The following is a 19,597-nucleotide window of genomic DNA, read 5'->3' as shown; positions in this document are numbered from 1 at the left end:
CCCCACACCATGAGCAACCAGCAGCCGTACCCCTATGACGGACGCGACGGACGCGACGGGCGCCAGGAGCCGCACCCGTCCGCACAGGAGCCGTACACCCAGACGTGGGACGGACCGACCTGGGACACCCAGTACCAGCCGGTCCAGCAGCCGTACCGGCCGCAGGAGCAGTCCGCGGCCGACCCGGCGTACCCGGCGTATCCGGCCCCTCCCTCGGACATCTCGGACCCGTCGCCCCGCAACGGTGCGTACGACCCGTACCCGCAGGCCCCGGGCGCGTACGACCCGTACGCGCAGGCCCAGGGTGCGTACGACCCGTACGCGCAGGACCCGGCGGCGTACGGCCAGGCGGCCCCGGCATCCGGCGCGTACGGCTACCCGGCGGCGGCGTACGACCCCGCCCCGGCACCCGCGCCCGCGCCCGCGGCGGCCCCGGCTGCCGCGTCCCGCTCCACCGACCACACGGCGTACAGCGCGCCCACCACCCTGGGCAACGCACGCCCCCGGGCTTCCGGTCCCGCCGGGACAGGGGAGGCCCCGCTCACCGCCGCCCAGCGCGCCCGCGCCGAAGGCCGGTCGCCGATCATCGCGCCCGGGATGCAGCCGGCCGCCCTGACCGCCGGACTCTCGCTGCTGCTCGCCGGCACGGCGGCCGTCGGCCCGTACGCCCTGCTCGTGCCGCTCGTGCTGCTCCAGGCCGTCACCGCGGCCGGCTGGTTCCGGCTCAACGGCATGTGGCCCGCCCGCCAGGGCATCGCGCTCGCCTTCCTCGGCGGCGTCACCGCCGACATCGTGCTGCTGGCCGTCGGCGCCGAGCACGCGCCCGCCGCGATCATCGGCACGCTCGGTGTCTGGGTGCTGCTCGCGCTCGTCCTCCAGCTGCGCAACCGCGCCCCCGCCGACGAGCGGATGTACGGCCTGACGGCCACCGTCACCTCGGCCGCCCTCGCGGTACTCGCCGCGGGCCACCTCGCGGCGGCCCCCGAGGCCGTGACCGTCGGCGGCGTGGCCGTCGCCGTCGCCGCACTGGCCCGCGCGCTGCCGCTGTCCGGCGTCGCGTCGGTCGTCGTCGCGCTGCTCGCCGCCACCGGCGCCGGGGTCGCGGCCGGCGGGACGGCGGACGTGGGCGCCGGGGGCGCTCTGATCGGGCTCGCGGCCGGGGTGTGCGCGCTGGTCGGCCTGCGCGTGGCCAGCTACGACTACCCGTCCCGCTTCGTCCACATGACGGCCGGAGTGGCCCTGCCCCTGACCGCCGCGGCCCCCGCCGTGTACCTGATCGGCCGGATCATCACCTGATCCTTACGCTGCCTGGCAGTAGGCTCGTGATCGTCAAGGCGGGCCGGTCGACTCGGGGGATCCGTAAACAATGCGTGCGCTGCGAATACTGCTGGTCGTCGCCGTGATCCTCGGCGGCATCTTTGTCGCCCTGGACCGCCTGGCGGTCAACATGGCCGAGTCCGAGGTCGCGAAGCGCCTCCAGAGCCGGCAGGGCCTGACCGGCACGGCAGACGTGTCCATCAAGGGATTTCCCTTCCTGACACAGGTCGCCGCCAAGCGGTTCGGCCAGGTCGACGTCACCCTCAAGGGCATCGAGGCGAGCACCGCCGGCCACCGGCTCCGGATCAGCGAGATGACCGCCGAGCTCCACGACGTGAGGGTGCGGGGCAGCGTCACCGACTTCGCCGGCGCGACGGCGGATCGCGCCACCGGCGGGGCCCTCGTCTCGTACGAGGACCTGTCCGAGGCCGCCGAGGACGACATCTCCCTCTCCTACGGCGGCAACGGCAAGGTGAAGGTCACCGGATCCGTCGACCTCCTCGGCCGCAAGATCACACGCAGTGTGCTGTCCAGCGTGAGCCTGGCCGACGGCGACACCATCCGGGTGCGGGCGGACGAGGTGCCCGGCGAGGGCGTCCCCGGGCTGGAGGGGATGATCCGCGAGAGGACCGACTTCGACCGGCAGGTCAGCGGGCTGCCCGAAGGCATGGAACTCGAAAAGGTCGAAGCGACGAAGGGCGGGGCGAAGATCTCCGTCACCGGCACGGACGTGGCCCTCGCCGGATAGTGAGACACCCGCGTCCGCCCCTCAGGAAGCGGACGGGCGCGGGCCCTGCGACCGCCTGGAACGGCGGCCTCGCACCCCCTCCCCGTCCCACATCGCGGACGATCGCGTCTCACCATCCGACACGCCGGTGACATGCCGGTCGTGACGTCCCTACGATCGGTCCCATGCAGCAGCGACAGGCGGACCTCACGAAGCGGCGGGCAGTAGACCTGTGCCGCGTCGCCGCCATGCTCTGTCGCACTGTCTGAGCGGGTTCTGGCCGGAACAGCCTCCGGCGCCCGCCTTCCCCGGCCCTGCGACCGACCGACCGAACGAACCGGCGACGTCGAAGTCGGGGCCGCCCCGTGCCGCCGTACGCCGTCCCGTTCCGCGTACCCGCACACCCCCTCGCGCACAACCGCCGCACCTGCCCCGGAGGAGAACAGCATGAGCCGCAGCGATGTCCTGGTAGACGCAGACTGGGTCGAGGCCCACATCGACGACCCGAAGGTCGCCATCGTCGAGGTCGACGAAGACACCTCGGCGTACGAGAAGAACCACATCCGCAACGCGATCCGCATCGACTGGACCAAGGACCTCCAGGACCCGGTCCGCCGCGACTTCGTCGACCAGGCCGGCTTCGAGAAGCTCCTCTCCGGGAAGGGCATCGCGAACGACACCACGGTCGTCCTCTACGGCGGCAACAACAACTGGTTCGCGTCGTACGCCTTCTGGTACTTCAAGCTCTACGGCCACCAGGACGTCCGCCTCCTCGACGGCGGCCGCAAGAAGTGGGAGCTCGACTCCCGCGACCTGGTCGCGGAGGTCCCCGAGCGCCCGGCCACGCAGTACAAGGCCAAGCCGCAGGACACCTCGATCCGCGCCTTCCGCGACGACGTCGTGGCCGCGATCGACAGCCAGAACCTCGTCGACGTGCGCTCGCCCGACGAGTTCAGCGGCAAGCTGCTCGCCCCGGCCCACCTCCCGCAGGAGCAGTCGCAGCGCCCGGGCCACGTCCCGTCCGCCCGCAACATCCCGTGGTCGAAGAACGCCAACGACGACGGCACCTTCAAGTCCGACGAAGAGCTCAAGGCCCTGTACGAGGCCGAGCAGGTCGACCTGGCCAAGGACACCATCGCGTACTGCCGCATCGGTGAGCGCTCGGCCCTGACCTGGTTCGTCCTGCACGAGCTGCTCGGTGTCGACAACGTCAAGAACTACGACGGCTCGTGGACCGAGTACGGCTCGCTGGTCGGCGTGCCGATCGAGCTCGGCGCCAGCAAGTAACCCCTCTCGACCGCGACTTGAAGGACGGATTCAACATGTGTGGAGCACAGGCCGGCGGCCCCGACGCCTCGACGATCAAGCCCGGTGAGACCACCATCCAGGGCAGCGTGACCCGCGACGGCGAGCCCGTCACCGGTTACGTCCGACTCCTGGACTCGACCGGCGAGTTCACCGCCGAGGTCCCGACCTCGGCCACGGGCCAGTTCCGCTTCTACGCGGCCGAGGGCACGTGGACCGTCCGCGCGCTGGTCCCGGGCGGCACGGCCGACCGTACGGTCGTCGCCCGGACGGGCGGTCTCGCGGAGGTCGCGATCGCCGTCTGACGAGGCGCTTTCTCACTGGCCGGAGGGCCGCACCCCAGGGGGTTGGACGCTTACCTGGACCGGGTGCGGCCCTTCGGTCGTACCGTGGAGGTATGTACGCGCGGCGCCGTCACGCTTATTTCCTGCTGATGGGCGGATGCATCGTCCTCTTCGTCTCCGCCTGGGCCCTCGTGCGGCTGTGGTCCGTGCCGGTGGCCGTGGGGATGTGCTTCGTCGCCATGGTCATTCCGCCGGTCGCTGCGGTGGTCGCCAACCGGCGGGGGCCGGAGGACCGCTGGTGGGACGATCCGTCCGGGGACCCGACGTCCGACGAGTGGTGGGACGAGCTGGACGGCAAGAAGCACCGTCGGTGAGCGCTCGGCAGGCGTCAGTATCAGTAGACGAGGGACTGGACGCCGTCCGCCATGATCTCGCTGACGAAGACCTGGGCGCCCGCGATCCGTACGCCCTCGATCACGTCCTTCTCGGTGATCTCGCGCCGCGCCGCACACTGCGTGCACAGCGTGATCTGCCCGGCCGCCGTGATCGACTCGATCAGGTCCGGAAGCGGCGCCGCGTGCGGCAGCTCGAACTCCGCCGCGCGCCCCGGCAGCGCGAACCACGAGGACTCGCCGGTCAGCCAGAGCGAGACCTCGACCCCGCTGGCCACGGCCACCGCCGCCACCGTGAACGCCTGCGAACACCGCTCGGGGGCGTCGGCCCCGGCGGTCACCTTGATCACGAGCTTCTTCGCCATGCCCGAACTGTAATCCGCCGCCGTACAACCACGGTCGCCCCTCGCGGGTCTGTACTGCGCCGCAGGTAATGGAACCTGCGCCTCAGGTCTCGTGGGGGGACCCCCTTGGAAGCTCAGCGAACCGTTCCTGAACAGCAGGAACCAGAACAGCCGGCTGTTCCGGCGAAGGGCGGCAGCCCTGTACACGGCGTCCGCACGCGCGGGCGTACGTCCCTGATCATCGCCGCCGCCGCGGTGCTGGGCATCGTCGGCGGGACCGCCGTCGGCTACACGGTCCAGGCCGAGCGGCCGCCGACGCCGCTGCCCGCGCTGGCACAGGACGGTCTGGCGTACCCGGCGAAGCCCCTGCCCGAGGGCGAGGAGCCGGAGCCGCTGCCCGCCGAGGACGACCGCCGCGTCAGGACGGACGGCGACCTGCGCAAGCTGCTCGTGCCGAAGCCCGCGGGGGCGCGTGACGGGGAGATGTCCGGCCTGGAGGACGGCTGGAAGGAGATCGGGCCGTACGCCCTCGAGTTCGACAGCCCGGACTACATGTTCGGTGAGCTCGTGGACGCGGACTTCCGCCGGATGGCGGCGGCCGCCTGGGAGCCCTCCGCGCACCGGGAGGTGTACGTCCGGCTCGTCCAGTACCACCCGGGGCCCGTGCACGGCGCCGCCGGGCACGCCGCGGGCCAGCAGGGCTACATGGACGAGAACGAGGACGGGGCCGGCAACGCCGGCGACGCCCTCAAGGGCAGCGGCAACGGCCGCTACTGGCTCTACCCGGCCAAGAACAGGGCCGGCTACCTGCCCCAGTACCGCGCCCGCGCTCTCTTCCACCGCGGTGACGTCATGGTCGACATCAACATCTTCGACGCCAAGCGGATCAGCGAGCGCGACATCCGCGTGCTGGCCGAGCGGCAGATGGAGCGCCTGTGAACAAGACGCCTGTGAACGACAAGACGCCTGTGGGCAACAGCGCGACGCGCCGGCTGTTCGGCACGGTGCTGCCCGCCGTGCTGGTCGTGGGCGCCCTCGTCGGCGGAGCGGCGTACACCGTGAACACCGCCGGCTCCGCCGACGTGACCGCTCCCACCACGGTGTGGAAGGAGCCCGGCGGCAAGCCCGCCGAGGACCCGGCCGGCGACGTCGCCAAGGGCAGGGACTCGACCGGGCTCAGCAAGCTCCTGCTGCCCGTCCCCGAGACGTACCGCCTCGGTCCCGACATCGGCTCGTACGGCAATGACGGTGAGCTCAGCAGCGCGCAGGCGGTCGCCCTCCTCAAGGAGCAGGGGCGCGAGATCTACGGGAAGAACCGCCGGGAGTACGACCGGAGGGTCGACAAGCTGGGCGTGCGGGGGATCGCCGTGCGGTCGTACGCGTCGAACGCCGGTGATCTCGTCATCCAGACCCAGATCGTCCGGATCGAGGACGAGAAGCAGGTCCACGACCTGTACGAGTTCCGGACGGAGCTGCTCCGCTTCCTGGGCGTGCCCAAGGGCCCGAAGGTCGGGGGACACAAGAAGGCGTCCTGCGTCATGGCCGCGCCCACGGGCTGGCCCGGCACCGGGGAGGAGCCGGGCCTCGACGGGATGTTCTGCATGGCGTACGACGGCGAGCTGATGGTCGACATCACCGCCTCCGGCACCGAACCGTTCTCGAAGTCCGATGTCACCAGGCTGGTCGAGGAACAACTCGACCACGTCGTGTCCCCGGGGGAGTACATATGACCGAGCAGCTCACGGCGGCGGCGCAGGCGACCGCCGCCGAAGCGGCCCCCGCTCAGCAGGCCGCCGAAGCGCCCGCCGAAGCCCCCGCCGCGCCCCATCCGCCGCGCAAGGCGCTTCGGGCCGTCGCCCGGTGGACCGCCGCCGTGCTCGTGTGCGGCGGTGTCGGGACCGGCACCGCCTTCGGCGTCGCGTCGATGGAACGTACCGACGTGCCCGGTCTGGCCACCCGGAGCGACGGCCGCTGGGACTACCCGGTGCTCTCCCTGCCCGCTCTGCCGGCCGGCTCCCCGCGCCCCTTCAACGACGGCAACCGGGGAGAGGTCCACCACGCCGACCTGCGTGAACTGCTGCTGCCTCTGCCGGCCGGCGCCACGCAGGACAAGGAGCTCGACGGCGGCTGGGTGGCCTCCGAGCGGTTCACGGAGGTGTACGAGAAGGACAGGCGGAGCGAGCTGGGGTTCGCGCTGTCCGACTACGCCGTACGCCATGTCGCCGCACGCGGCTGGACCATGCCGGACGGCACCGCGTCCCGGGTCTACCTGCTCCGGTTCAACTCGGTCGGCATCGCCGAGCGCTTCAGGAACCACGTGCTCGCCGTCGGCATGGACAGCGGCGTACCGCTCGCCGGGTCGCCCGCCCTGGAGCTCGACCCCGACTGGTCGAGCTCGGGTCTGGTCGAGAACACCATGGCGTACCTCTTCACCGAGGAGAAGCCGTACGACGGCGAGCAGGACCGGCTGGCCTACGTCCAGGCCGGCGACACGATCGCGCTGCTCACGCACTCCAGGAAGGGCGGCGCCCCCGGGGTGCCCTTCCACCAGTCGGTGATTCTCCAGAACCAGCTGCTCGGCTGAAGCCCCGGGACGGCCGTGCCGGGCCCCGCCGACTAAGCTGGGGCCCGGCCCCGTACCGCCCACCGCTCGTGCAAGGAGCACCCCCGTGCTGACGATTTTCTTCGAAGCCCTGCTGGTTCTGGTCTGCGTCGGTGTTCTGGCCTTCGCCGGTCTGACCGTGAAGAAGCTCTACCAGGGTCAGCGCTAACCCACCCCTCCCCTCACAGATCGCCTGAGCAGCTCATGATCGAGATCCCGTCCGACCTCCACCCGGACCTCGTCCCCCTCGTCTTCCTCCTCGGAAACTGGGAAGGCGCGGGTGTCTTCGACTTCCCCGGTGACGAGAAGGCCAATTTCGGCCAGGAAGTCACCTTCTCCCACGACGGCCGGGACTTCCTCGAGTACGTCTCGCGCACCTGGGTGCTCGACAGCGAGGGCAAGAAGGTCCGCCCGCTGGAGAGCGAGACCGGTTACTGGCGCATCGACAAGGACCGCAAGGTCGAGGTCGTCATGATCCGCGACCAGGGCGTCGTCGAGATCTGGTACGGCGAGCTGGCGGACCAGAAGCCGCAGATCGACCTGGTGACGGACGCCGTGGCGCGTACCGCCGCCTCGGGGCCGTACACCGGCGGCAAGCGTCTCTACGGCTACGTCAAGAGCGACCTGATGTGGGTCGGCGAGAAGGCGACCCCGGACGTCGAGCTGCGCCCCTACATGTCGGCGCACCTGAAGAAGGTCGTCGACCCGAGGGAGTGGGCGAAGGACCTCAAGGACCTGCCCGACGACGGAATCGCCTTCTTCAAGTAGGCCGTACGCACCTTCGGTCGCTCGCCGCGCTGCCTACACTGGGCACGTGGTGAGCACCGACTGGAAAAGCGACCTGCGGCAGCGCGGCTACCGGCTGACGCCCCAGCGCCAGCTCGTCCTGGAGGCCGTGGACGCCCTGGAACACGCGACGCCCGACGACATCCTCGTCGAGGTGCGCAAAACCGCGTCCGGCGTGAACATCTCCACGGTGTACCGGACCCTGGAGCTCCTGGAGGAGCTGGGGCTGGTCAGCCACGCCCATCTGGGGCACGGAGCCCCGACGTACCACCTGGCGGACCGTCACCACCACATCCACCTGGTGTGCCGCGACTGTACGCACGTGATCGAGGCCGACATCGAGATCGCCGCCGACTTCACCGCCAAACTGCGCGAGACGTTCGGCTTCGAGACGGACATGAAGCACTTCGCGATCTTCGGGCGCTGTGAGAAGTGCGCCGCACAGGCTTCGACCACCGAGTCGTAGGCTGGCCGCATGCTGCGACACTCACCCACCAGCCCCTTGCTGTCCCTGCCCGGCGCCGTCCCCGCCGAAGGGCGTGACGAAGGCGTCGCCGCGCACTACGGAGACCTGTTCCGCGAGCAGCGCGCGCTCGCCGGCGGCACCGGTTTCGTCGACCTGTCCCACCGCGGCGTCGTCACCGTCACCGGGGACGACCGGCTGAGCTGGCTGCACCTCCTGCTCACGCAGCACGTCAGCGAGCTCCCGGCAGGCCGGGCCACCGAGGCGCTGATCCTCACCGCGCACGGCCACGTCGAGCACGCGATGTACCTCGTCGACGACGGCGAGACGGTGTGGATGCACGTCGAGCCGGGCACGCAGGGCGATCTCCTCGCGTACCTGGAGTCGATGAAGTTCTTCTACCGGGTGGAGACCGCCGACCGCACCGAGGACTTCGCGGTCGTCCACCTCCCGGCCGGATCCATCGCCGACGTGCCCGGGGGAGTGGCCGTACGGGAGACACCGCACGGCCGGGACCTCTTCCTGCCGCGGGGTGAGCTGGAGGCGTACGCCGGGGCCCACGGTCCGGCGGCCGGCATCCTGGCGTACGAGGCCCTGCGCGTCGAGGCGCACCGGCCCCGGCTGGGCTTCGAGACCGACCACCGCACCATCCCGCACGAGCTGGGCTGGATCGGCAGCGCCGTACACCTCCAGAAGGGCTGCTACCGGGGCCAGGAGACCGTCGCCCGGGTCCAGAACCTGGGGAAGCCGCCGCGGCGCCTGGTCTTCCTGCACCTGGACGGCAGCGAGGTCCTGCTGCCGCCGCCCGGTACGCCGGTGCGGCTCGCGGCGGACGGCGAGGAGGGCCGTCAGCTCGGCTTCGTCACCACCTCGGCCCGTCACCACGAGCTGGGGCCGATCGCCCTCGCGCTGGTCAAGCGCAACGTGCCGGTGGACGCGGAGCTGATGGCGGGGGACACGGCCGCGGCGCAGGAAGTCGTCGTAGAGCCGTAGCGGCAGCCGCGGCGGTCCTTCTCCGCCCCGGGGCCGCCGCCCCGGGCCGTCCTGGACCGTCTCGGACCGCCTCAGATCTCGATCAGTACCGTGAACGGGCCGTCGTTCGTGAGCGAGACCCGCATCTCCGCTCCGAACCGGCCCGTCTCCACGTGGGCGCCCAGGGCGCGGAGCTGCGCCACGACCTCGTCGACCAGGGGTTCGGCGACGTCGCCGGGGGCCGCGGCGTTCCAGGTCGGGCGGCGGCCCTTGCGGGCGTCCCCGTAGAGGGTGAACTGTGAGATGACCAGAAGCGGCGCGTTCACGTCGGAGCAGGATTTCTCGCCCGCGAGGATCCGGACCGACCACAGCTTCCGGGCGAGCTGCGCTGCCTTGTCCGCCGTGTCCTCGTGGGTGACTCCCACCAGCACACACAGCCCTTCGCCGACGATCTCGCCGACCGTCCGGCCCGCCACGACGACGCTCGCGCCGTCGACCCTCTGCACCACTGCACGCATGTGGACCAACCTATCGGGGGCCGAACGGGCGTAGAGCACCTGCAGGGTGGCAGTCAGGAGTGGCACGATGCACAGAGGCGGTGCGCGCCGCACCGGTCGAGGGGACGGAACACTTCATGAGCACACCTGGCGCCGGGCAGTCGCCCGGGCCCGTACCGATGCCGATGAGCCGGCTGACGGCTTCCGCTTCCGCCGCACGACCACCGGCTCAGCGGACCGGCGAGAGCACGGGCAACGCCTTCGCGGCCGACCGGAAGAAGCCCGATCTCGCCGTGCTGGGGCTGCCGGAGCTGCGCGCCCTGCGCCGTGACTCGCAGCGCGACGAGGCGGACCTCAGCTATGTGCGGCGTCTGCTGCACGGGCGGATCGACATCCTGCGGGCCGAGCTGGCGCGGCGTACGGGGCCGGAGTCCCCGGTCGTGGACCGGCTCTCGGAGATCCTCGCGGACGCCCCGTCGCAGCACCGTTCCTCCGCCCGGCACGTCACGCTCTCCACACCGCGCAGCGAGGAGTCCCGGCAGCTGGCCGCCGAGATGCTCGCCGAGGTCGAGCTCTCGGACCTCGGTGCCCGTACGGACGAGGAGCTGCACGCGGCCATGGTGCGGCTCGTCCGCTACGAACAGCAGGTCTCGCGCCGCCGGCAGCTCCTCCAGCGGACGGCGGACGATTGCAGCACCGAGATCGCCCGCAGGTACCGTGATGGTGAAGCACAAGTAGACGACCTGCTGACCTGAAGCTGACCCGAGGCCGCGATTCGGCCGGCTCCGCCTCGGAGAGGCCGGTCCTGCCCCGGAAGGTCGCCCCCCCATGTCCTCCAGCACCGCCGCCGCTGCCATATCCCCGGTCCTCGCGGAAGTCGTTCGTTCCGGTTTCGTCGAGGGCCGCCATCGGGGTTCGCTCGTCGTCCTGGCGGCCGACGGCAGTGTGGAGCTGGCGGCCGGTGATCCGTACGCCCCGGTCTTCCCGCGCTCCAGCAACAAGCCGATGCAGGCCGCGGCGGTGCTGCGGGCCGGGCTCGACCTGTCGGGCGAGCGGCTGGCGCTGGCGGCGTCGAGCCACTCGGGCGAGCGGTTCCAGCTGGAGCTGGTACGGAAGATGCTGGCGGAGGCCGGGTTCACGGAGGCGGACCTCCAGACCCCGCCGGACCTGCCGCTGGACCCGGTGGAGGCGGAGGCGCACCTGGCCGCGGGCGGGGTGCGCGAGCGGATCGCCATGGACTGTTCGGGCAAGCACGCGGCGATGCTGGCGGTGTGCGCGCGGAACGGGTGGGACACGGGCTCGTACCTGGACCCCGCGCACCCGCTCCAGCAGCTCGTGCTGAAGGTGGTCGAGGAGGCGAGCGGCGAGCGCGTCACGGCGGTCGGGACCGACGGCTGCGGCGCGCCTCTGATGGCGATCAGCCTGGCCGGGCTCGCGCGGGCCTTCCGGGGCTTCGTGCTCGCCGAGGAGGGCACGGCGGAGCGCCGCGTCGCGGACGCGATGCGCGCGCACCCCGAGTACGTCGGGGGCACGCGCCGCTTCGACACCTGGCTGATGCGCGAGGTGCCGGGCACGCTGTCCAAGATGGGCGCCGAGGCGGTGCAGGCGGTGGCCCTGCCGGACGGCCGGGCCTTCGCCTTCAAGATCGACGACGGTGCGACGCGGGCGCTGGGGCCGGTGCTGGCACGGGTGCTGCGGCGGCTCGGCGTGGACGCGCCGGTGGTGGACCGGATCGGGCGGGCGCCGCTGATGGGCGGGGCGGCCGAGGTCGGGGAGATACGCGCGGCGTTCTGAGGCGGCCGGGAGCGGCCGGGGGCGGCCACAGAGGGGCCGAGGGCGGCCGGGGCGGGCCGGACGGTGCCCGGCGTTCGGCGGTCCGCGGAACGCGGCGTCCGGGGAGCGGTCGTGGAAGTGGTCCGACGCGCTCTGGAACACCGCCACGTCGGGCCTGACACTCTCCTAGTGACCTCTGACACGACTCAAACCGAACAGGCGGCACCGGTGACCGAGAAACTGCGGGATCTGATCACAGGTGCGCAATGCGTGGTCTTCGGCTTCGACGGCCCCCTCTGCCGGCTCTTCGCGGGCCGCCGGGCGCACGACGTGGCGGGCGCTCTGGCCGACCGGCTGGAGAAGCACGGCCTGCGTGTGCCGCTGACGGAGGAGGAACTGGCTTCCGGCGGCCCGCACGCCGTCCTGCGGGCCGCGGCACGGGCCCGCCCCGGCAGCGAGCTGGTGGAGGCCCTGGAGGAAGAGCTCACCCGCGAGGAGCTGCGGGCCGCCGCCACCGCCAGGCCCGCCCCGTACGCCGACCCGCTGGTACGCACCTGGAGCGCGGTCGGCAACCGTCTCGCGATCGCGACGGACCACTCTCCGCTGGCGGTGGAGCGGTACCTGACCGGCCGGGGCCTCGCCGGCTGTTTCGGCCCGCACCTCCACGGCCGTACGCCCGGCCCGGGCCGGCCCGCTTCCGGCCCGGACTGCCTCGGCCGCGCCCTCACCGCACTGGACGCCCGCCCCGCGGAGACCCTGATGGTCGGCGGCACCCCGTCGGACCTGTCCGCGGCGCGGGAGGCAGGCGTACGGTTCCTCGGTTACGCGCGCGACGAGAGAGGGACGCGGGGGCTGCTCGGGGCGGGCGCGCCGGTGGTCGTGGACGACCTGGAACCGGTGCTCCGGGCGGTGCGGGCGACGGCTCGGGTCTGAAGGCCCGCAAGCTGCCCGCGAGAGCGGTCCGGCCCCGGCTCACCCCTCGGCGACGGGCCGGTAGGTGCAGACGTGCACGCCCGCTTCGCTGATGACGGTGGAGACCAGTTCGAGCGTGCGCAGCCCGCCGTCGCCGGGGAAGATCGTCTTTCCGCCGCCCAGGAGCACCGGCATGATCATGAGCCGGAGCTCGTCGGCCAGGCCCTCGCCCAGGAGGGTGCGTACGAGCGTGGGGCTTCCCATGACCACCAGGTCGCCGCCGTCCTGCTCGCGCAGTTCCCGGATGCGGGCGACGGCCTCGTCGCCGGGGATGCGCGTGGTGTTCTCCCAGGTCAGCTCGGAGTCGTCCAGCGTCCGGGACACGACGTACTTCGGAAGGGAGTTCATCCGGTCGGCGAACGGGTCGCCGGCCCGCTCGGGCCACGCCCCGGCCATCGTCTGCCACGTGCGGCGGCCGAACAGCAGCCCCTCGGCCCTGGCCGTGGCGTCGTCGAAGGCGCCGCCCACCACCTCCGGGTCGAAGAACGGGTGCGACCAGCCGCCGTGGGCGAAGCCGCCGTCGGTGTCCTCGCCGGGGCCGCCCGGCGCCTGCACGATGCCGTCCAGACTCATGAACTCGCTGATGACGATGCGCATGGGACTCGTTCCTCTTGCTCGCTCCGGGGTTACGGGAGTGGAGACGACTGCGCCGCCCCGAAATCGTCGCGCCCACCCGGTTCCGCCGTTGTGATGTGGGACACATGACCGTACGCCGCTCCCGTCCCGGCGCCGGACCTCACGCCGTCCGGCGCCGGAACAAGGCGTCCGACAGGGCGACGGACACCGCCAGGATTCCCGCGCACCACGCCAGGGCGGCCCATGGGGTGTTCCCCACGGGCTCGTTCATGAGCAGGCCCCGGAGGGATTCGATGACCGGGGTGATCGGCTGGTGGTCGGCGAAGCCGTGGAGCCAGGCGGGCATCGTGTCGGTGCGGACGAAGGCGCTGCTCGGGTAGGGGAGGAAGGAGACGAAGAAGGTGAACCCCCCGGCCGCCTCGGGGGACTTGGCCAGGAGGCCCACGGCCGCCGACAGCCAGGAGAGCGCGGTGATGTACGCGAGCAGGACGGCCGCCGCCGTGAGCCAGTCGGCGGGGGAGGCCGAGGGGCGGAAGCCGATCGCGCAGGCGACGCCCAGGACCAGGGCGGTCGAGACGAGGTTGCGGACGGTGCTGGCCAGGACGTGGCCGGTCAGGATGGGAATGCCGCCGACGTCCAGGGTGCGGAAGCGGTCGATGATGCCGGTCTTCATGTCCTCCGTCACGCCCACCGCGGTGGTCGCCGAGCCGAAGCCGGCGCAGAGCACGAGGACGCCCGGGACGACGTAATCGACGTACGCCGTACCGGTGTTGATCGCTCCGCCGAAGAGGTAGACGAAGACCAGCATCATCATGATCGGCAGCATCATCGAGACGATGACGGCGTCGGTGTTGCGGCGGCTCAGGCGGAGGGAGCGGCCCGTCATGGTGAGGAGTGCGGTGGCTTCCGGCATGGGAGGGCTCCTCGGCGGACCGGCGGCCGGTCGTGGTCAGGGTCAGGAAGACGTCGTCCAGCGTCGCCGTGTGGACGGAGAAGTGGCTGACGGCCGAGCGGGACGGGTCGATCTCGTCGAGCAGGTCCCGTACGTGCGCCGCCGTGCCGTCGGTCGGGACCGAGAGCGTCAGCGTCCCGGGCGCGTGGCGGGTCGCGCGGGCGCCGAGCAGGGAGGTCGTGTGCAGGTAGGCGGCCCCGGTGGCGAGGGTGAGGTCCAGGCGGTGGCCCGCGACGCGTGACTTCAGTTCCTCCGCCGTGCCCTGTGCCACCAGGCGGCCCCGGTCCAGGACCGCGATGCGGTCGGCCAGTTCGTCGGCCTCCTCCAGGTACTGGGTGGTGAGGAAGACCGTGACGCCCTGGGCCGAGAGCTCGCGTACGGCCGCCCACAGCTCACGCCGGCTGCGCGGGTCCAGGCCCGTCGTCGGCTCGTCCAGGAAGATCACCTCGGGGCTGCCGACCAGGCCCGCCGCGAGGTCGAGCCTGCGCCGCATGCCTCCGGAGTACGTCGCGACCAGCCGGTCCCCGGCCTCGGTCAGCCCGAAGCGGTCGAGGAGGGCGGTGGCGCGGACGCGGGCCTCGGCGCGGGGGAGGCGGGCCAGTCTCGCCGCCATGCGGAGGTTCTCCGCGCCGGTCTGGCGCTCGTCGACCGCCGCGGACTGCCCGGTCAGGCTGATCGCGCGGCGCACCCGGCTCCGTTCGGCGCGTACGTCGTACCCGGCGACACGCACGGTGCCGGCGTCGGCCGTGGTGAGGGTGGTGAGGATGCGCACGGCCGTGGTCTTGCCCGCGCCGTTGGGGCCGAGGAGGGCGAAGACGGACCCCGGGGCCACGGACAGGTCGATGCCCTGGAGGACGGCGAGCTTTCCGTAGGACTTGGTGAGGCCGGACGTCTCGATCGCGGGAGGGGTGGGCTGTGCGGGAGGTGCGGGATGTCCTGCCATGGGTGGGGCTCCTCGTCGCTCATCTTCTGCGTATGCCATACGCTCTACTGCGTAAGGCTTACGCATAACTAGGATGGCCGTCAAGCGAGAAGGCGAAGAGGGAGGGTGGGCGAATGAGCGCGGCCGACGACGGCGGTGGTGGCACGGAGCTGCCCGCGAGCCTCGAACTCGCCTGGGGCCTGCGGGAACGCCCGGCGAAGGGGCCGAGGCCCGGCCTGAGCCTGGAGCGGATCGTCGACGCGGCGGTCGGGCTGGCGGCGGCCGAGGGGCTCGCGGCGGTGTCCATGGGCCGCGTCGCCAAGCAACTCGGCGCGTCGACGATGTCCCTCTACCGGTACGTCGGTGCCAAGGACGAGCTCTACGTCCTCATGCTGGACGCCGCCGCCGGAACCCCGCCCGCCCCGCCGGAACCCGGCACCGGCTGGCGCGAGGCGCTCGCCTGGTGGGCACGGGCCCAGCGCGAGATGCTGCGCCGCAACCCGTGGGCGCTGCGCATCCCGACCACCGGTCCGCCGGCCACCCCCAACTCCCTGGCCTGGATGGACCAGGGGCTCGGCGCGCTGGCCGGCACCGGCCTCGACGAGGGCGAGAAGCTCTCGGTGATCCTGCTGGTCAACGGCTTCGTGCGGAACGAGACACAGCTGATGGCGGATCTCGCGGCGGCGAACGAACGTACCGGCGCCACACCCGAAGAGGTCCTCGGACAGTACGGGCGGACGGTGGCCAAGCTGGTCGATCCGCAGCGGTATCCGGCGGTGACGCGGGTGCTGGAGTCGGGGATCTTCGAGCAGCCGGACGATCCCGATTTCGAGTTCGTCTTCGGGCTCGAACGGCTGCTGGACGGGGTCGAGGTGCTGGTGCGGAAGCGGGCGGGGGACTAGGGGGCGCCCGGGACGGGTCGGGTGGCCGGTGCCGTCGGGTGCCGGGTGCCGGGTGCCGGGTGCCGGGTGTCGCTGTGAGCCGGATGCCGTGCGCCGGGAACGCGGACGGGGCGGCGTACGCCGACGGGGTGTCGGGGTACGCCGCCCTCGGGCGGGACGGGCCGCGGGAGGCGGCCCGCGGTCGTCCCGGTTACTTCGGGTCGCGGTTGAAGGCCGCCTTCGACCAGAAGTAGCCGAGCGCGGCGAGGGCCAGGCACCAGCCGAGCGCGAGCCACCCGTTGTGGCCGATCTGGGTGCCGAGCAGCAGTCCGCGCAGGGTCTCGATGGCGGGGGTGAAGGGCTGGTACTCGGCGATGGGCTGGAACCAGCCCGGCATCGCGTCGACCGGGACGAAGGCGCTGGAGATGAGCGGGAGGAAGATCAGCGGCATCGCGTTGTTGCTGGCCGCCTCGGCGTTCGGGCTGGTCAGGCCCATGCCGACCGCGATCCAGGTGAGCGCCAGAGTGAAGAGCGCGAGCAGCCCGAACGCCGCGACCCACTCCAGGGCGGTGGCGTCGGTGGAGCGGAAGCCGATGGCCACACCGACGGCGCCGACGAGAACCACGCTCATGACCGACTGCACCACGCTGCCGACGACGTGCCCGATGAGCACCGAGCCGCGGTGGATGGCCATGCTGCGGAAGCGGGCGATGATGCCCTCGGTCATGTCCATGGAGACGGACACCGCGGTGCCGATCGTGGTGGAGCCGATGGTCATCAGCAGCAGGCCCGGCACGAGATAGGCGATGTACTCGGACCGGTCCGCCCCGCCGCCCCCGATGCCGGCACTCATCACGTCGCCGAAGACGTAGACGAAGAGCAGCAGGAGTATGACCGGCGTGAGCAGCAGGTTGAGCGTCATGGACGGGTAGCGCCGGGCGTGCAGGAGGTTGCGGCGCAGCATCGTGGACGAGTCGCGTGCGGCGAGGGAGAGGGAGCTCATCGGACTGTCTCCTTGGAGGGCTGGTCGATACCGCTGGTCAGGGCGAAGAAGACGTCGTCGAGGTCGGGGGTGTGGACGGTGAGTTCGTCGGCCTCGATGCCGGCGGAGTCCAGCCGGTCGAGGAGGGAGCGCAGTTCGCGCTGGCTGCCGCCGTTGGGGATCTGCAGTGACAGTGCCTCGTCGTCCCGGGTGACCTCGCGCAGGGCGGTGGCGGCGGACTGGTAGGCGGCCGGGTCGGAGAAGCGCAGTCGTACGTGGCCGCCGGGGACGAGCCGCTTGAGTTCGTCGGCGGTGCCTTCGGCGGCGATCCTGCCGTCGTTGAGCACGGCGATGCGGTCGGCGAGTTCGTCGGCCTCCTCCAGGTACTGGGTGGTGAGGAAGACGGTGACGCCGTCCGTGACCAGTTCGCGGATGATCTGCCACATGTTGTGGCGGGAGCGGGGGTCGAGGCCGGTGGTGGGCTCGTCGAGGAAGATGATCCGCGGGGAGCCGACCAGGGTCATGGCGATGTCCAGGCGGCGCTTCATGCCGCCGGAGTAGCTGGAGGCGGGCTTCTTGGCGGCGTCCACCAGATCGAAGCGCTCCAGCAGTTCGGCGGTGACCCGCCGCCCCTCGCGCTTGGACAGGTGGTGCAGGTCCGCCATGAGGAGCATGTTCTCCTCACCGGTGATCAGGCCGTCGACGGCGGAGAACTGCCCGGTGACACCGATCGCGGTACGCACTCCGTCCGGTGACGTGGTGACGTCGTGGCCCGCGACCTGGGCCTGCCCGCCGTCGGCGGTGATGAGCGTGGAGAGGATCTTGACGGCGGTGGTCTTGCCGGCGCCGTTCGGTCCGAGCAGAGCGAACACGGACCCGGCCGGGATGTGCAGGTCGATGCCGTCGAGCACGGTCTTGTCGCCGTACGACTTGCGCAGACCGACGGTGGAGACGGCGGCGGGCGACTGCGGACCGCCGCCCCGCTTAGGCGTGGACATGACAGACGAAGGCATGGAGCCCTCCCGTTCGAAGAGTGAAGTGGCTGGGGGAGTGGGCGGGGTGAGGCGAGGCGGGAGCGGTACTTCCGGGGCCGGGCCTTGCTTCTGGGGTCAGGCCTTGGCGCGGAGGACGTCGATGTTGCCCCAGTTGGTCCGTGCGCGGATCTTGACGGTGTCCTCGGCCTGCTCCGGGGCTTCGGACGCGGTGAGGGTGTTGCGTACCTGCCCGCGGTTGGAGCTGACGTCGAGCCAGGCGGCGGTGCCCTCGCGGACGCCGACCTCGATGGAGCCGTGGGAGGTCTCCAACTGGACCTCGCCACGGGCGACTTCGGCGATGCGAAGGTGGCCGTGGGTCGAGGTGCCGGTGACCGACCCCCCGGCGCGCGCGATGTCGATGCCGCCGTGGGCGCCGCCCACCCGCAGGTCGCCGGTGACGGTGCCGACGGTCGTGGAGCCGTGCGAGTTCTTCAGGGCGGCGGGGCCGTCGACGGTGCCGACGCGCACGTTGCCGGTGCTGGTGGTGATCTCGGCCATGCCCTCGACCCGGTCCACCGTGATCGTGCCGTGCGACGCGTTCAGCGTCAGCGGGCCGGTGGTGTCGAGGCGGACGTCGCCGGCGGAGGTCTTCACGCGAACCTCGCCGAGACGGCCCTCGCCGAGCACATTGGCCCCGGTGCCGGTCAGGTCGATGTCCGAGCCCGTGGGCAGTTCCACCGTCACGTCGACGGAGCCGCCGCGCCCGAGCAGATTGGCCTTGGGCGTGGTGATGGTCAGCACGCCGCTCGCGCAGGTGACCTCGGTCTGCTCGGCGGCCCGTACGTCCAGGTCCTTCTTCGGGGCGCGGGGGCGCACCTCGACGGCGGTGTCGAGGCGGTCGCCCGCGGTGAACCGGATGGAACCGGCGTACAGGAAGGCGGACACCGAAATCGGTTCGGGAGTGTCGAAAGAAGGCATGGCTGTCCCGTCCTCTTGGGTCTTCAGGGCGTCCCCGCTGGTGGGACGTGGTGTGTGGGTGAAGTGGTGCGGGCGCGGGCGCGGGCGCGGCTAGCGCACCCAGCCGGTGAAGCTCTGTCCGAAGGTCTGGGGCTTCTCCGTCGTACGCGGCCGGGCGCCGCCGTCGACCGCGGCCGACACGGCCCGCACCAGCCACGCGTTGACCGACAGGCCCTCGCGGTTCGCGGCCTCCTCGGCGCGCGCCTTGAGATGGGCCGGCAGGCGCAGGTTGACGCGGGCGGTGCCGCCCTCGTCGCCGTCGGCCGGGGCCGGGGCCCTGAGCGGTTCGGCGGGCGCGGCGGGCTCCGCGAGGGCGCCGCCGTCGCCGGGCGGCCGTGTCACCACGAAGTCGGGGTCGATTCCTCGCAGCCGTACGTCGACCGAGCCGGGGGCGAGCTCGCGGGTGATCTCGTCCATCGCGGCGGAGAGCACGTTGAGCATGGTCAGCCGGGCCGCCGACTCCAGGGGAGCGGTGAGCCGCTCGGCCAGCTCGCGCGCTTCGTCACCGCCGGCTCCGGCGGCCACCGCGAGTTCGCGGCGGAGGGTGTCGACATACGGGGTGAGGTCCATGACGCCATAGTGGCACCATGATGGCACCTCACGCAAGGGTGGATGGCACCTTGTGCGGGGCGAGTTTGGTGCGAACTCGGGAGGATGTGCTCTGACCTGCGGAAACGCGCGGAGGCCGGCCTGGGTCATTGTGGCGCCATGTGTGCGCATGTGCTTTTTCGGGGGCATCACATGGCACCGGGTGGCACCAAGTGGCCCGCCTAGGCGCCGTGGGCCGGGCCGCCGTGGAGGACGCCTACTGGACCGGCAGTCATGCCTTCGAGTACTGGTCGCACGCCGCCTGCATCCT

General features: G+C 71.8%; 24 protein-coding genes and 1 pseudogene. 16 read left to right on the top strand and 9 right to left on the bottom strand.

Translation table 11 applies throughout. From position 1 onward, the window contains the following. Window positions 1-9 precede the first annotated feature (9 nt). The 6 genes from ACWD0Y_RS26855 (at window position 10) to ACWD0Y_RS26830 (ending at window position 4,007) form a co-directional block, all read left to right on the top strand. Window positions 10-1,296, top strand: a complete 1,287-nt coding sequence (locus ACWD0Y_RS26855; RefSeq protein WP_450262904.1) for a hypothetical protein — start codon at window positions 10-12, stop codon at window positions 1,294-1,296. 70 nt (window positions 1,297-1,366) lie between these two features. After that, on the top strand, window positions 1,367-2,065 hold the full coding sequence (locus tag ACWD0Y_RS26850; RefSeq protein WP_450262903.1) for an LmeA family phospholipid-binding protein: 699 nt from the start codon (window positions 1,367-1,369) through the stop codon (window positions 2,063-2,065). Between the two features lie 164 nt (window positions 2,066-2,229). Next, window positions 2,230-2,313, top strand: a complete 84-nt coding sequence (locus tag ACWD0Y_RS26845; protein ID WP_369689033.1) for a putative leader peptide — start codon at window positions 2,230-2,232, stop codon at window positions 2,311-2,313. A 178-nt stretch (window positions 2,314-2,491) separates the two neighbouring features. Then, entirely contained in the window at window positions 2,492-3,331 is an 840-nt protein-coding gene (locus ACWD0Y_RS26840; protein WP_450262902.1) for a sulfurtransferase, read from the top strand. Window positions 3,332-3,366: 35 nt separating this feature from the next. Continuing rightward, the gene (locus ACWD0Y_RS26835; protein WP_450262901.1) at window positions 3,367-3,654 is read left to right on the top strand and encodes a DUF1416 domain-containing protein; all 288 of its coding nucleotides are present in this window, start codon (window positions 3,367-3,369) and stop codon (window positions 3,652-3,654) included. Between the two features lie 92 nt (window positions 3,655-3,746). After that, complete coding sequence (locus ACWD0Y_RS26830; protein WP_450262900.1) at window positions 3,747-4,007, top strand: DUF3099 domain-containing protein; 261 nt, start codon at window positions 3,747-3,749, stop codon at window positions 4,005-4,007. A 20-nt stretch (window positions 4,008-4,027) separates the two neighbouring features. Here the strand turns inward: ACWD0Y_RS26830 and ACWD0Y_RS26825 are convergent, their stop codons facing one another. Then, a complete protein-coding gene (locus ACWD0Y_RS26825; protein ID WP_450262899.1) occupies window positions 4,028-4,390 on the bottom strand; it encodes a DsrE family protein in 363 nt (120 codons plus the stop codon). A 105-nt stretch (window positions 4,391-4,495) separates the two neighbouring features. Here ACWD0Y_RS26825 and ACWD0Y_RS26820 point away from each other — a divergent pair, with 105 nt between their 5' ends. The 6 genes from ACWD0Y_RS26820 to ygfZ all read left to right on the top strand — a co-directional run bounded on the left by ACWD0Y_RS26820 (window position 4,496) and on the right by ygfZ (window position 9,213). Beyond that, on the top strand, window positions 4,496-5,308 hold the full coding sequence (locus tag ACWD0Y_RS26820; RefSeq protein ID WP_450262898.1) for a hypothetical protein: 813 nt from the start codon (window positions 4,496-4,498) through the stop codon (window positions 5,306-5,308). Further along, on the top strand, window positions 5,305-6,099 hold the full coding sequence (locus tag ACWD0Y_RS26815) for a hypothetical protein (RefSeq protein ID WP_450262897.1): 795 nt from the start codon (window positions 5,305-5,307) through the stop codon (window positions 6,097-6,099). Before ACWD0Y_RS26820 ends, ACWD0Y_RS26815 begins: the two co-directional genes overlap by 4 nt. Then, entirely contained in the window at window positions 6,096-6,953 is an 858-nt protein-coding gene (locus ACWD0Y_RS26810) for a hypothetical protein (protein ID WP_450262896.1), read from the top strand. Before ACWD0Y_RS26815 ends, ACWD0Y_RS26810 begins: the two co-directional genes overlap by 4 nt. 222 nt (window positions 6,954-7,175) lie before the next feature. Then, the gene (locus ACWD0Y_RS26805) at window positions 7,176-7,739 is read left to right on the top strand and encodes an FABP family protein (protein ID WP_093800242.1); all 564 of its coding nucleotides are present in this window, start codon (window positions 7,176-7,178) and stop codon (window positions 7,737-7,739) included. A 46-nt stretch (window positions 7,740-7,785) separates the two neighbouring features. After that, complete coding sequence (locus tag ACWD0Y_RS26800) at window positions 7,786-8,223, top strand: Fur family transcriptional regulator (protein WP_450262895.1); 438 nt, start codon at window positions 7,786-7,788, stop codon at window positions 8,221-8,223. A 9-nt stretch (window positions 8,224-8,232) separates the two neighbouring features. Further along, window positions 8,233-9,213 carry a CAF17-like 4Fe-4S cluster assembly/insertion protein YgfZ gene (gene ygfZ / locus ACWD0Y_RS26795; protein ID WP_450262894.1) on the top strand — a complete coding sequence of 327 codons (981 nt, stop codon included), beginning with the start codon at window positions 8,233-8,235 and terminating at the stop codon, window positions 9,211-9,213. Window positions 9,214-9,284: 71 nt separating this feature from the next. On the opposite strand, the gene dtd is transcribed toward ygfZ, so the two are convergent. Next, window positions 9,285-9,710, bottom strand: coding sequence for a D-aminoacyl-tRNA deacylase (dtd, locus tag ACWD0Y_RS26790; RefSeq protein ID WP_450262893.1), 426 nt, complete (start codon window positions 9,708-9,710; stop codon window positions 9,285-9,287). Between the two features lie 116 nt (window positions 9,711-9,826). Here dtd and ACWD0Y_RS26785 point away from each other — a divergent pair, with 116 nt between their 5' ends. The 3 genes from ACWD0Y_RS26785 (at window position 9,827) to ACWD0Y_RS26775 (ending at window position 12,395) form a co-directional block, all read left to right on the top strand. Next, entirely contained in the window at window positions 9,827-10,444 is a 618-nt protein-coding gene (locus tag ACWD0Y_RS26785; RefSeq protein ID WP_450262892.1) for an RsiG family protein, read from the top strand. Window positions 10,445-10,517: 73 nt separating this feature from the next. Beyond that, complete coding sequence (locus tag ACWD0Y_RS26780; RefSeq protein WP_450262891.1) at window positions 10,518-11,483, top strand: asparaginase; 966 nt, start codon at window positions 10,518-10,520, stop codon at window positions 11,481-11,483. 207 nt (window positions 11,484-11,690) lie between these two features. After that, complete coding sequence (locus ACWD0Y_RS26775) at window positions 11,691-12,395, top strand: HAD family hydrolase (RefSeq protein WP_450262890.1); 705 nt, start codon at window positions 11,691-11,693, stop codon at window positions 12,393-12,395. Between the two features lie 39 nt (window positions 12,396-12,434). Here ACWD0Y_RS26775 and ACWD0Y_RS26770 read toward each other — a convergent pair whose 3' ends face one another. The 3 genes and pseudogenes from ACWD0Y_RS26770 to ACWD0Y_RS26760 all read right to left on the bottom strand — a co-directional run. Next, window positions 12,435-13,031 carry a dihydrofolate reductase family protein gene (locus ACWD0Y_RS26770; RefSeq protein WP_450262889.1) on the bottom strand — a complete coding sequence of 199 codons (597 nt, stop codon included), beginning with the start codon at window positions 13,029-13,031 and terminating at the stop codon, window positions 12,435-12,437. A 139-nt stretch (window positions 13,032-13,170) separates the two neighbouring features. After that, complete coding sequence (locus ACWD0Y_RS26765) at window positions 13,171-13,923, bottom strand: ABC transporter permease (protein ID WP_450262888.1); 753 nt, start codon at window positions 13,921-13,923, stop codon at window positions 13,171-13,173. Then, window positions 13,922-14,905, bottom strand: a pseudogene (locus tag ACWD0Y_RS26760) (ATP-binding cassette domain-containing protein); the annotation flags it as partial. The pseudogene ACWD0Y_RS26760 and the gene ACWD0Y_RS26765, both read right to left, overlap by 2 nt. A gap of 113 nt (window positions 14,906-15,018) precedes the next feature. Here ACWD0Y_RS26760 and ACWD0Y_RS26755 point away from each other — a divergent pair. After that, the gene (locus tag ACWD0Y_RS26755; protein WP_450262887.1) at window positions 15,019-15,786 is read left to right on the top strand and encodes a TetR/AcrR family transcriptional regulator; all 768 of its coding nucleotides are present in this window, start codon (window positions 15,019-15,021) and stop codon (window positions 15,784-15,786) included. 190 nt (window positions 15,787-15,976) lie between these two features. Here ACWD0Y_RS26755 and ACWD0Y_RS26750 read toward each other — a convergent pair whose 3' ends face one another. The 4 genes from ACWD0Y_RS26750 to ACWD0Y_RS26735 form a co-directional block, all read right to left on the bottom strand. Further along, window positions 15,977-16,768, bottom strand: coding sequence for an ABC transporter permease (locus ACWD0Y_RS26750; RefSeq protein WP_450262886.1), 792 nt, complete (start codon window positions 16,766-16,768; stop codon window positions 15,977-15,979). Continuing rightward, window positions 16,765-17,760, bottom strand: a complete 996-nt coding sequence (locus ACWD0Y_RS26745) for an ATP-binding cassette domain-containing protein (protein WP_450262885.1) — start codon at window positions 17,758-17,760, stop codon at window positions 16,765-16,767. The genes ACWD0Y_RS26750 and ACWD0Y_RS26745 overlap by 4 nt, the downstream gene beginning before the upstream one ends. A gap of 96 nt (window positions 17,761-17,856) precedes the next feature. Then, the gene (locus ACWD0Y_RS26740) at window positions 17,857-18,699 is read right to left on the bottom strand and encodes a DUF4097 family beta strand repeat-containing protein (RefSeq protein ID WP_450262884.1); all 843 of its coding nucleotides are present in this window, start codon (window positions 18,697-18,699) and stop codon (window positions 17,857-17,859) included. 90 nt (window positions 18,700-18,789) lie between these two features. Then, window positions 18,790-19,308: a hypothetical protein gene (locus ACWD0Y_RS26735; RefSeq protein WP_450262883.1), complete on the bottom strand. Its 519-nt coding sequence runs from the start codon at window positions 19,306-19,308 to the stop codon at window positions 18,790-18,792. Window positions 19,309-19,597 lie beyond the last annotated feature (289 nt).

The organism is Streptomyces altiplanensis (assembly GCF_053591575.1).
The sequence above is the reverse complement of the archived record's forward strand: the minus strand, read 5'-3'. Positions and strand labels throughout refer to the sequence as shown.

What these genes read in the sequence shown, in the direction of transcription:
- ACWD0Y_RS26855 (WP_450262904.1), top strand. Translation starts at nt 10, where the DNA reads ATGAGCAACCAGCAGCCGTACCCCTATGACGGACGCGACGGACGCGAC.
- ACWD0Y_RS26850 (WP_450262903.1), top strand. Translation starts at nt 1,367, where the DNA reads ATGCGTGCGCTGCGAATACTGCTGGTCGTCGCCGTGATCCTCGGCGGC.
- ACWD0Y_RS26845 (WP_369689033.1), top strand. Translation starts at nt 2,230, where the DNA reads ATGCAGCAGCGACAGGCGGACCTCACGAAGCGGCGGGCAGTAGACCTG.
- ACWD0Y_RS26840 (WP_450262902.1), top strand. Translation starts at nt 2,492, where the DNA reads ATGAGCCGCAGCGATGTCCTGGTAGACGCAGACTGGGTCGAGGCCCAC.
- ACWD0Y_RS26835 (WP_450262901.1), top strand. Translation starts at nt 3,367, where the DNA reads ATGTGTGGAGCACAGGCCGGCGGCCCCGACGCCTCGACGATCAAGCCC.
- ACWD0Y_RS26830 (WP_450262900.1), top strand. Translation starts at nt 3,747, where the DNA reads ATGTACGCGCGGCGCCGTCACGCTTATTTCCTGCTGATGGGCGGATGC.
- ACWD0Y_RS26825 (WP_450262899.1), bottom strand. Translation starts at nt 4,390, where the DNA reads ATGGCGAAGAAGCTCGTGATCAAGGTGACCGCCGGGGCCGACGCCCCC.
- ACWD0Y_RS26810 (WP_450262896.1), top strand. Translation starts at nt 6,096, where the DNA reads ATGACCGAGCAGCTCACGGCGGCGGCGCAGGCGACCGCCGCCGAAGCG.
- ACWD0Y_RS26805 (WP_093800242.1), top strand. Translation starts at nt 7,176, where the DNA reads ATGATCGAGATCCCGTCCGACCTCCACCCGGACCTCGTCCCCCTCGTC.
- ygfZ (WP_450262894.1), top strand. Translation starts at nt 8,233, where the DNA reads ATGCTGCGACACTCACCCACCAGCCCCTTGCTGTCCCTGCCCGGCGCC.
- dtd (WP_450262893.1), bottom strand. Translation starts at nt 9,710, where the DNA reads ATGCGTGCAGTGGTGCAGAGGGTCGACGGCGCGAGCGTCGTCGTGGCG.
- ACWD0Y_RS26785 (WP_450262892.1), top strand. Translation starts at nt 9,827, where the DNA reads ATGAGCACACCTGGCGCCGGGCAGTCGCCCGGGCCCGTACCGATGCCG.
- ACWD0Y_RS26780 (WP_450262891.1), top strand. Translation starts at nt 10,518, where the DNA reads ATGTCCTCCAGCACCGCCGCCGCTGCCATATCCCCGGTCCTCGCGGAA.
- ACWD0Y_RS26770 (WP_450262889.1), bottom strand. Translation starts at nt 13,031, where the DNA reads ATGCGCATCGTCATCAGCGAGTTCATGAGTCTGGACGGCATCGTGCAG.
- ACWD0Y_RS26765 (WP_450262888.1), bottom strand. Translation starts at nt 13,923, where the DNA reads ATGCCGGAAGCCACCGCACTCCTCACCATGACGGGCCGCTCCCTCCGC.
- ACWD0Y_RS26755 (WP_450262887.1), top strand. Translation starts at nt 15,019, where the DNA reads ATGAGCGCGGCCGACGACGGCGGTGGTGGCACGGAGCTGCCCGCGAGC.
- ACWD0Y_RS26750 (WP_450262886.1), bottom strand. Translation starts at nt 16,768, where the DNA reads ATGAGCTCCCTCTCCCTCGCCGCACGCGACTCGTCCACGATGCTGCGC.
- ACWD0Y_RS26745 (WP_450262885.1), bottom strand. Translation starts at nt 17,760, where the DNA reads ATGCCTTCGTCTGTCATGTCCACGCCTAAGCGGGGCGGCGGTCCGCAG.
- ACWD0Y_RS26740 (WP_450262884.1), bottom strand. Translation starts at nt 18,699, where the DNA reads ATGCCTTCTTTCGACACTCCCGAACCGATTTCGGTGTCCGCCTTCCTG.
- ACWD0Y_RS26735 (WP_450262883.1), bottom strand. Translation starts at nt 19,308, where the DNA reads ATGGACCTCACCCCGTATGTCGACACCCTCCGCCGCGAACTCGCGGTG.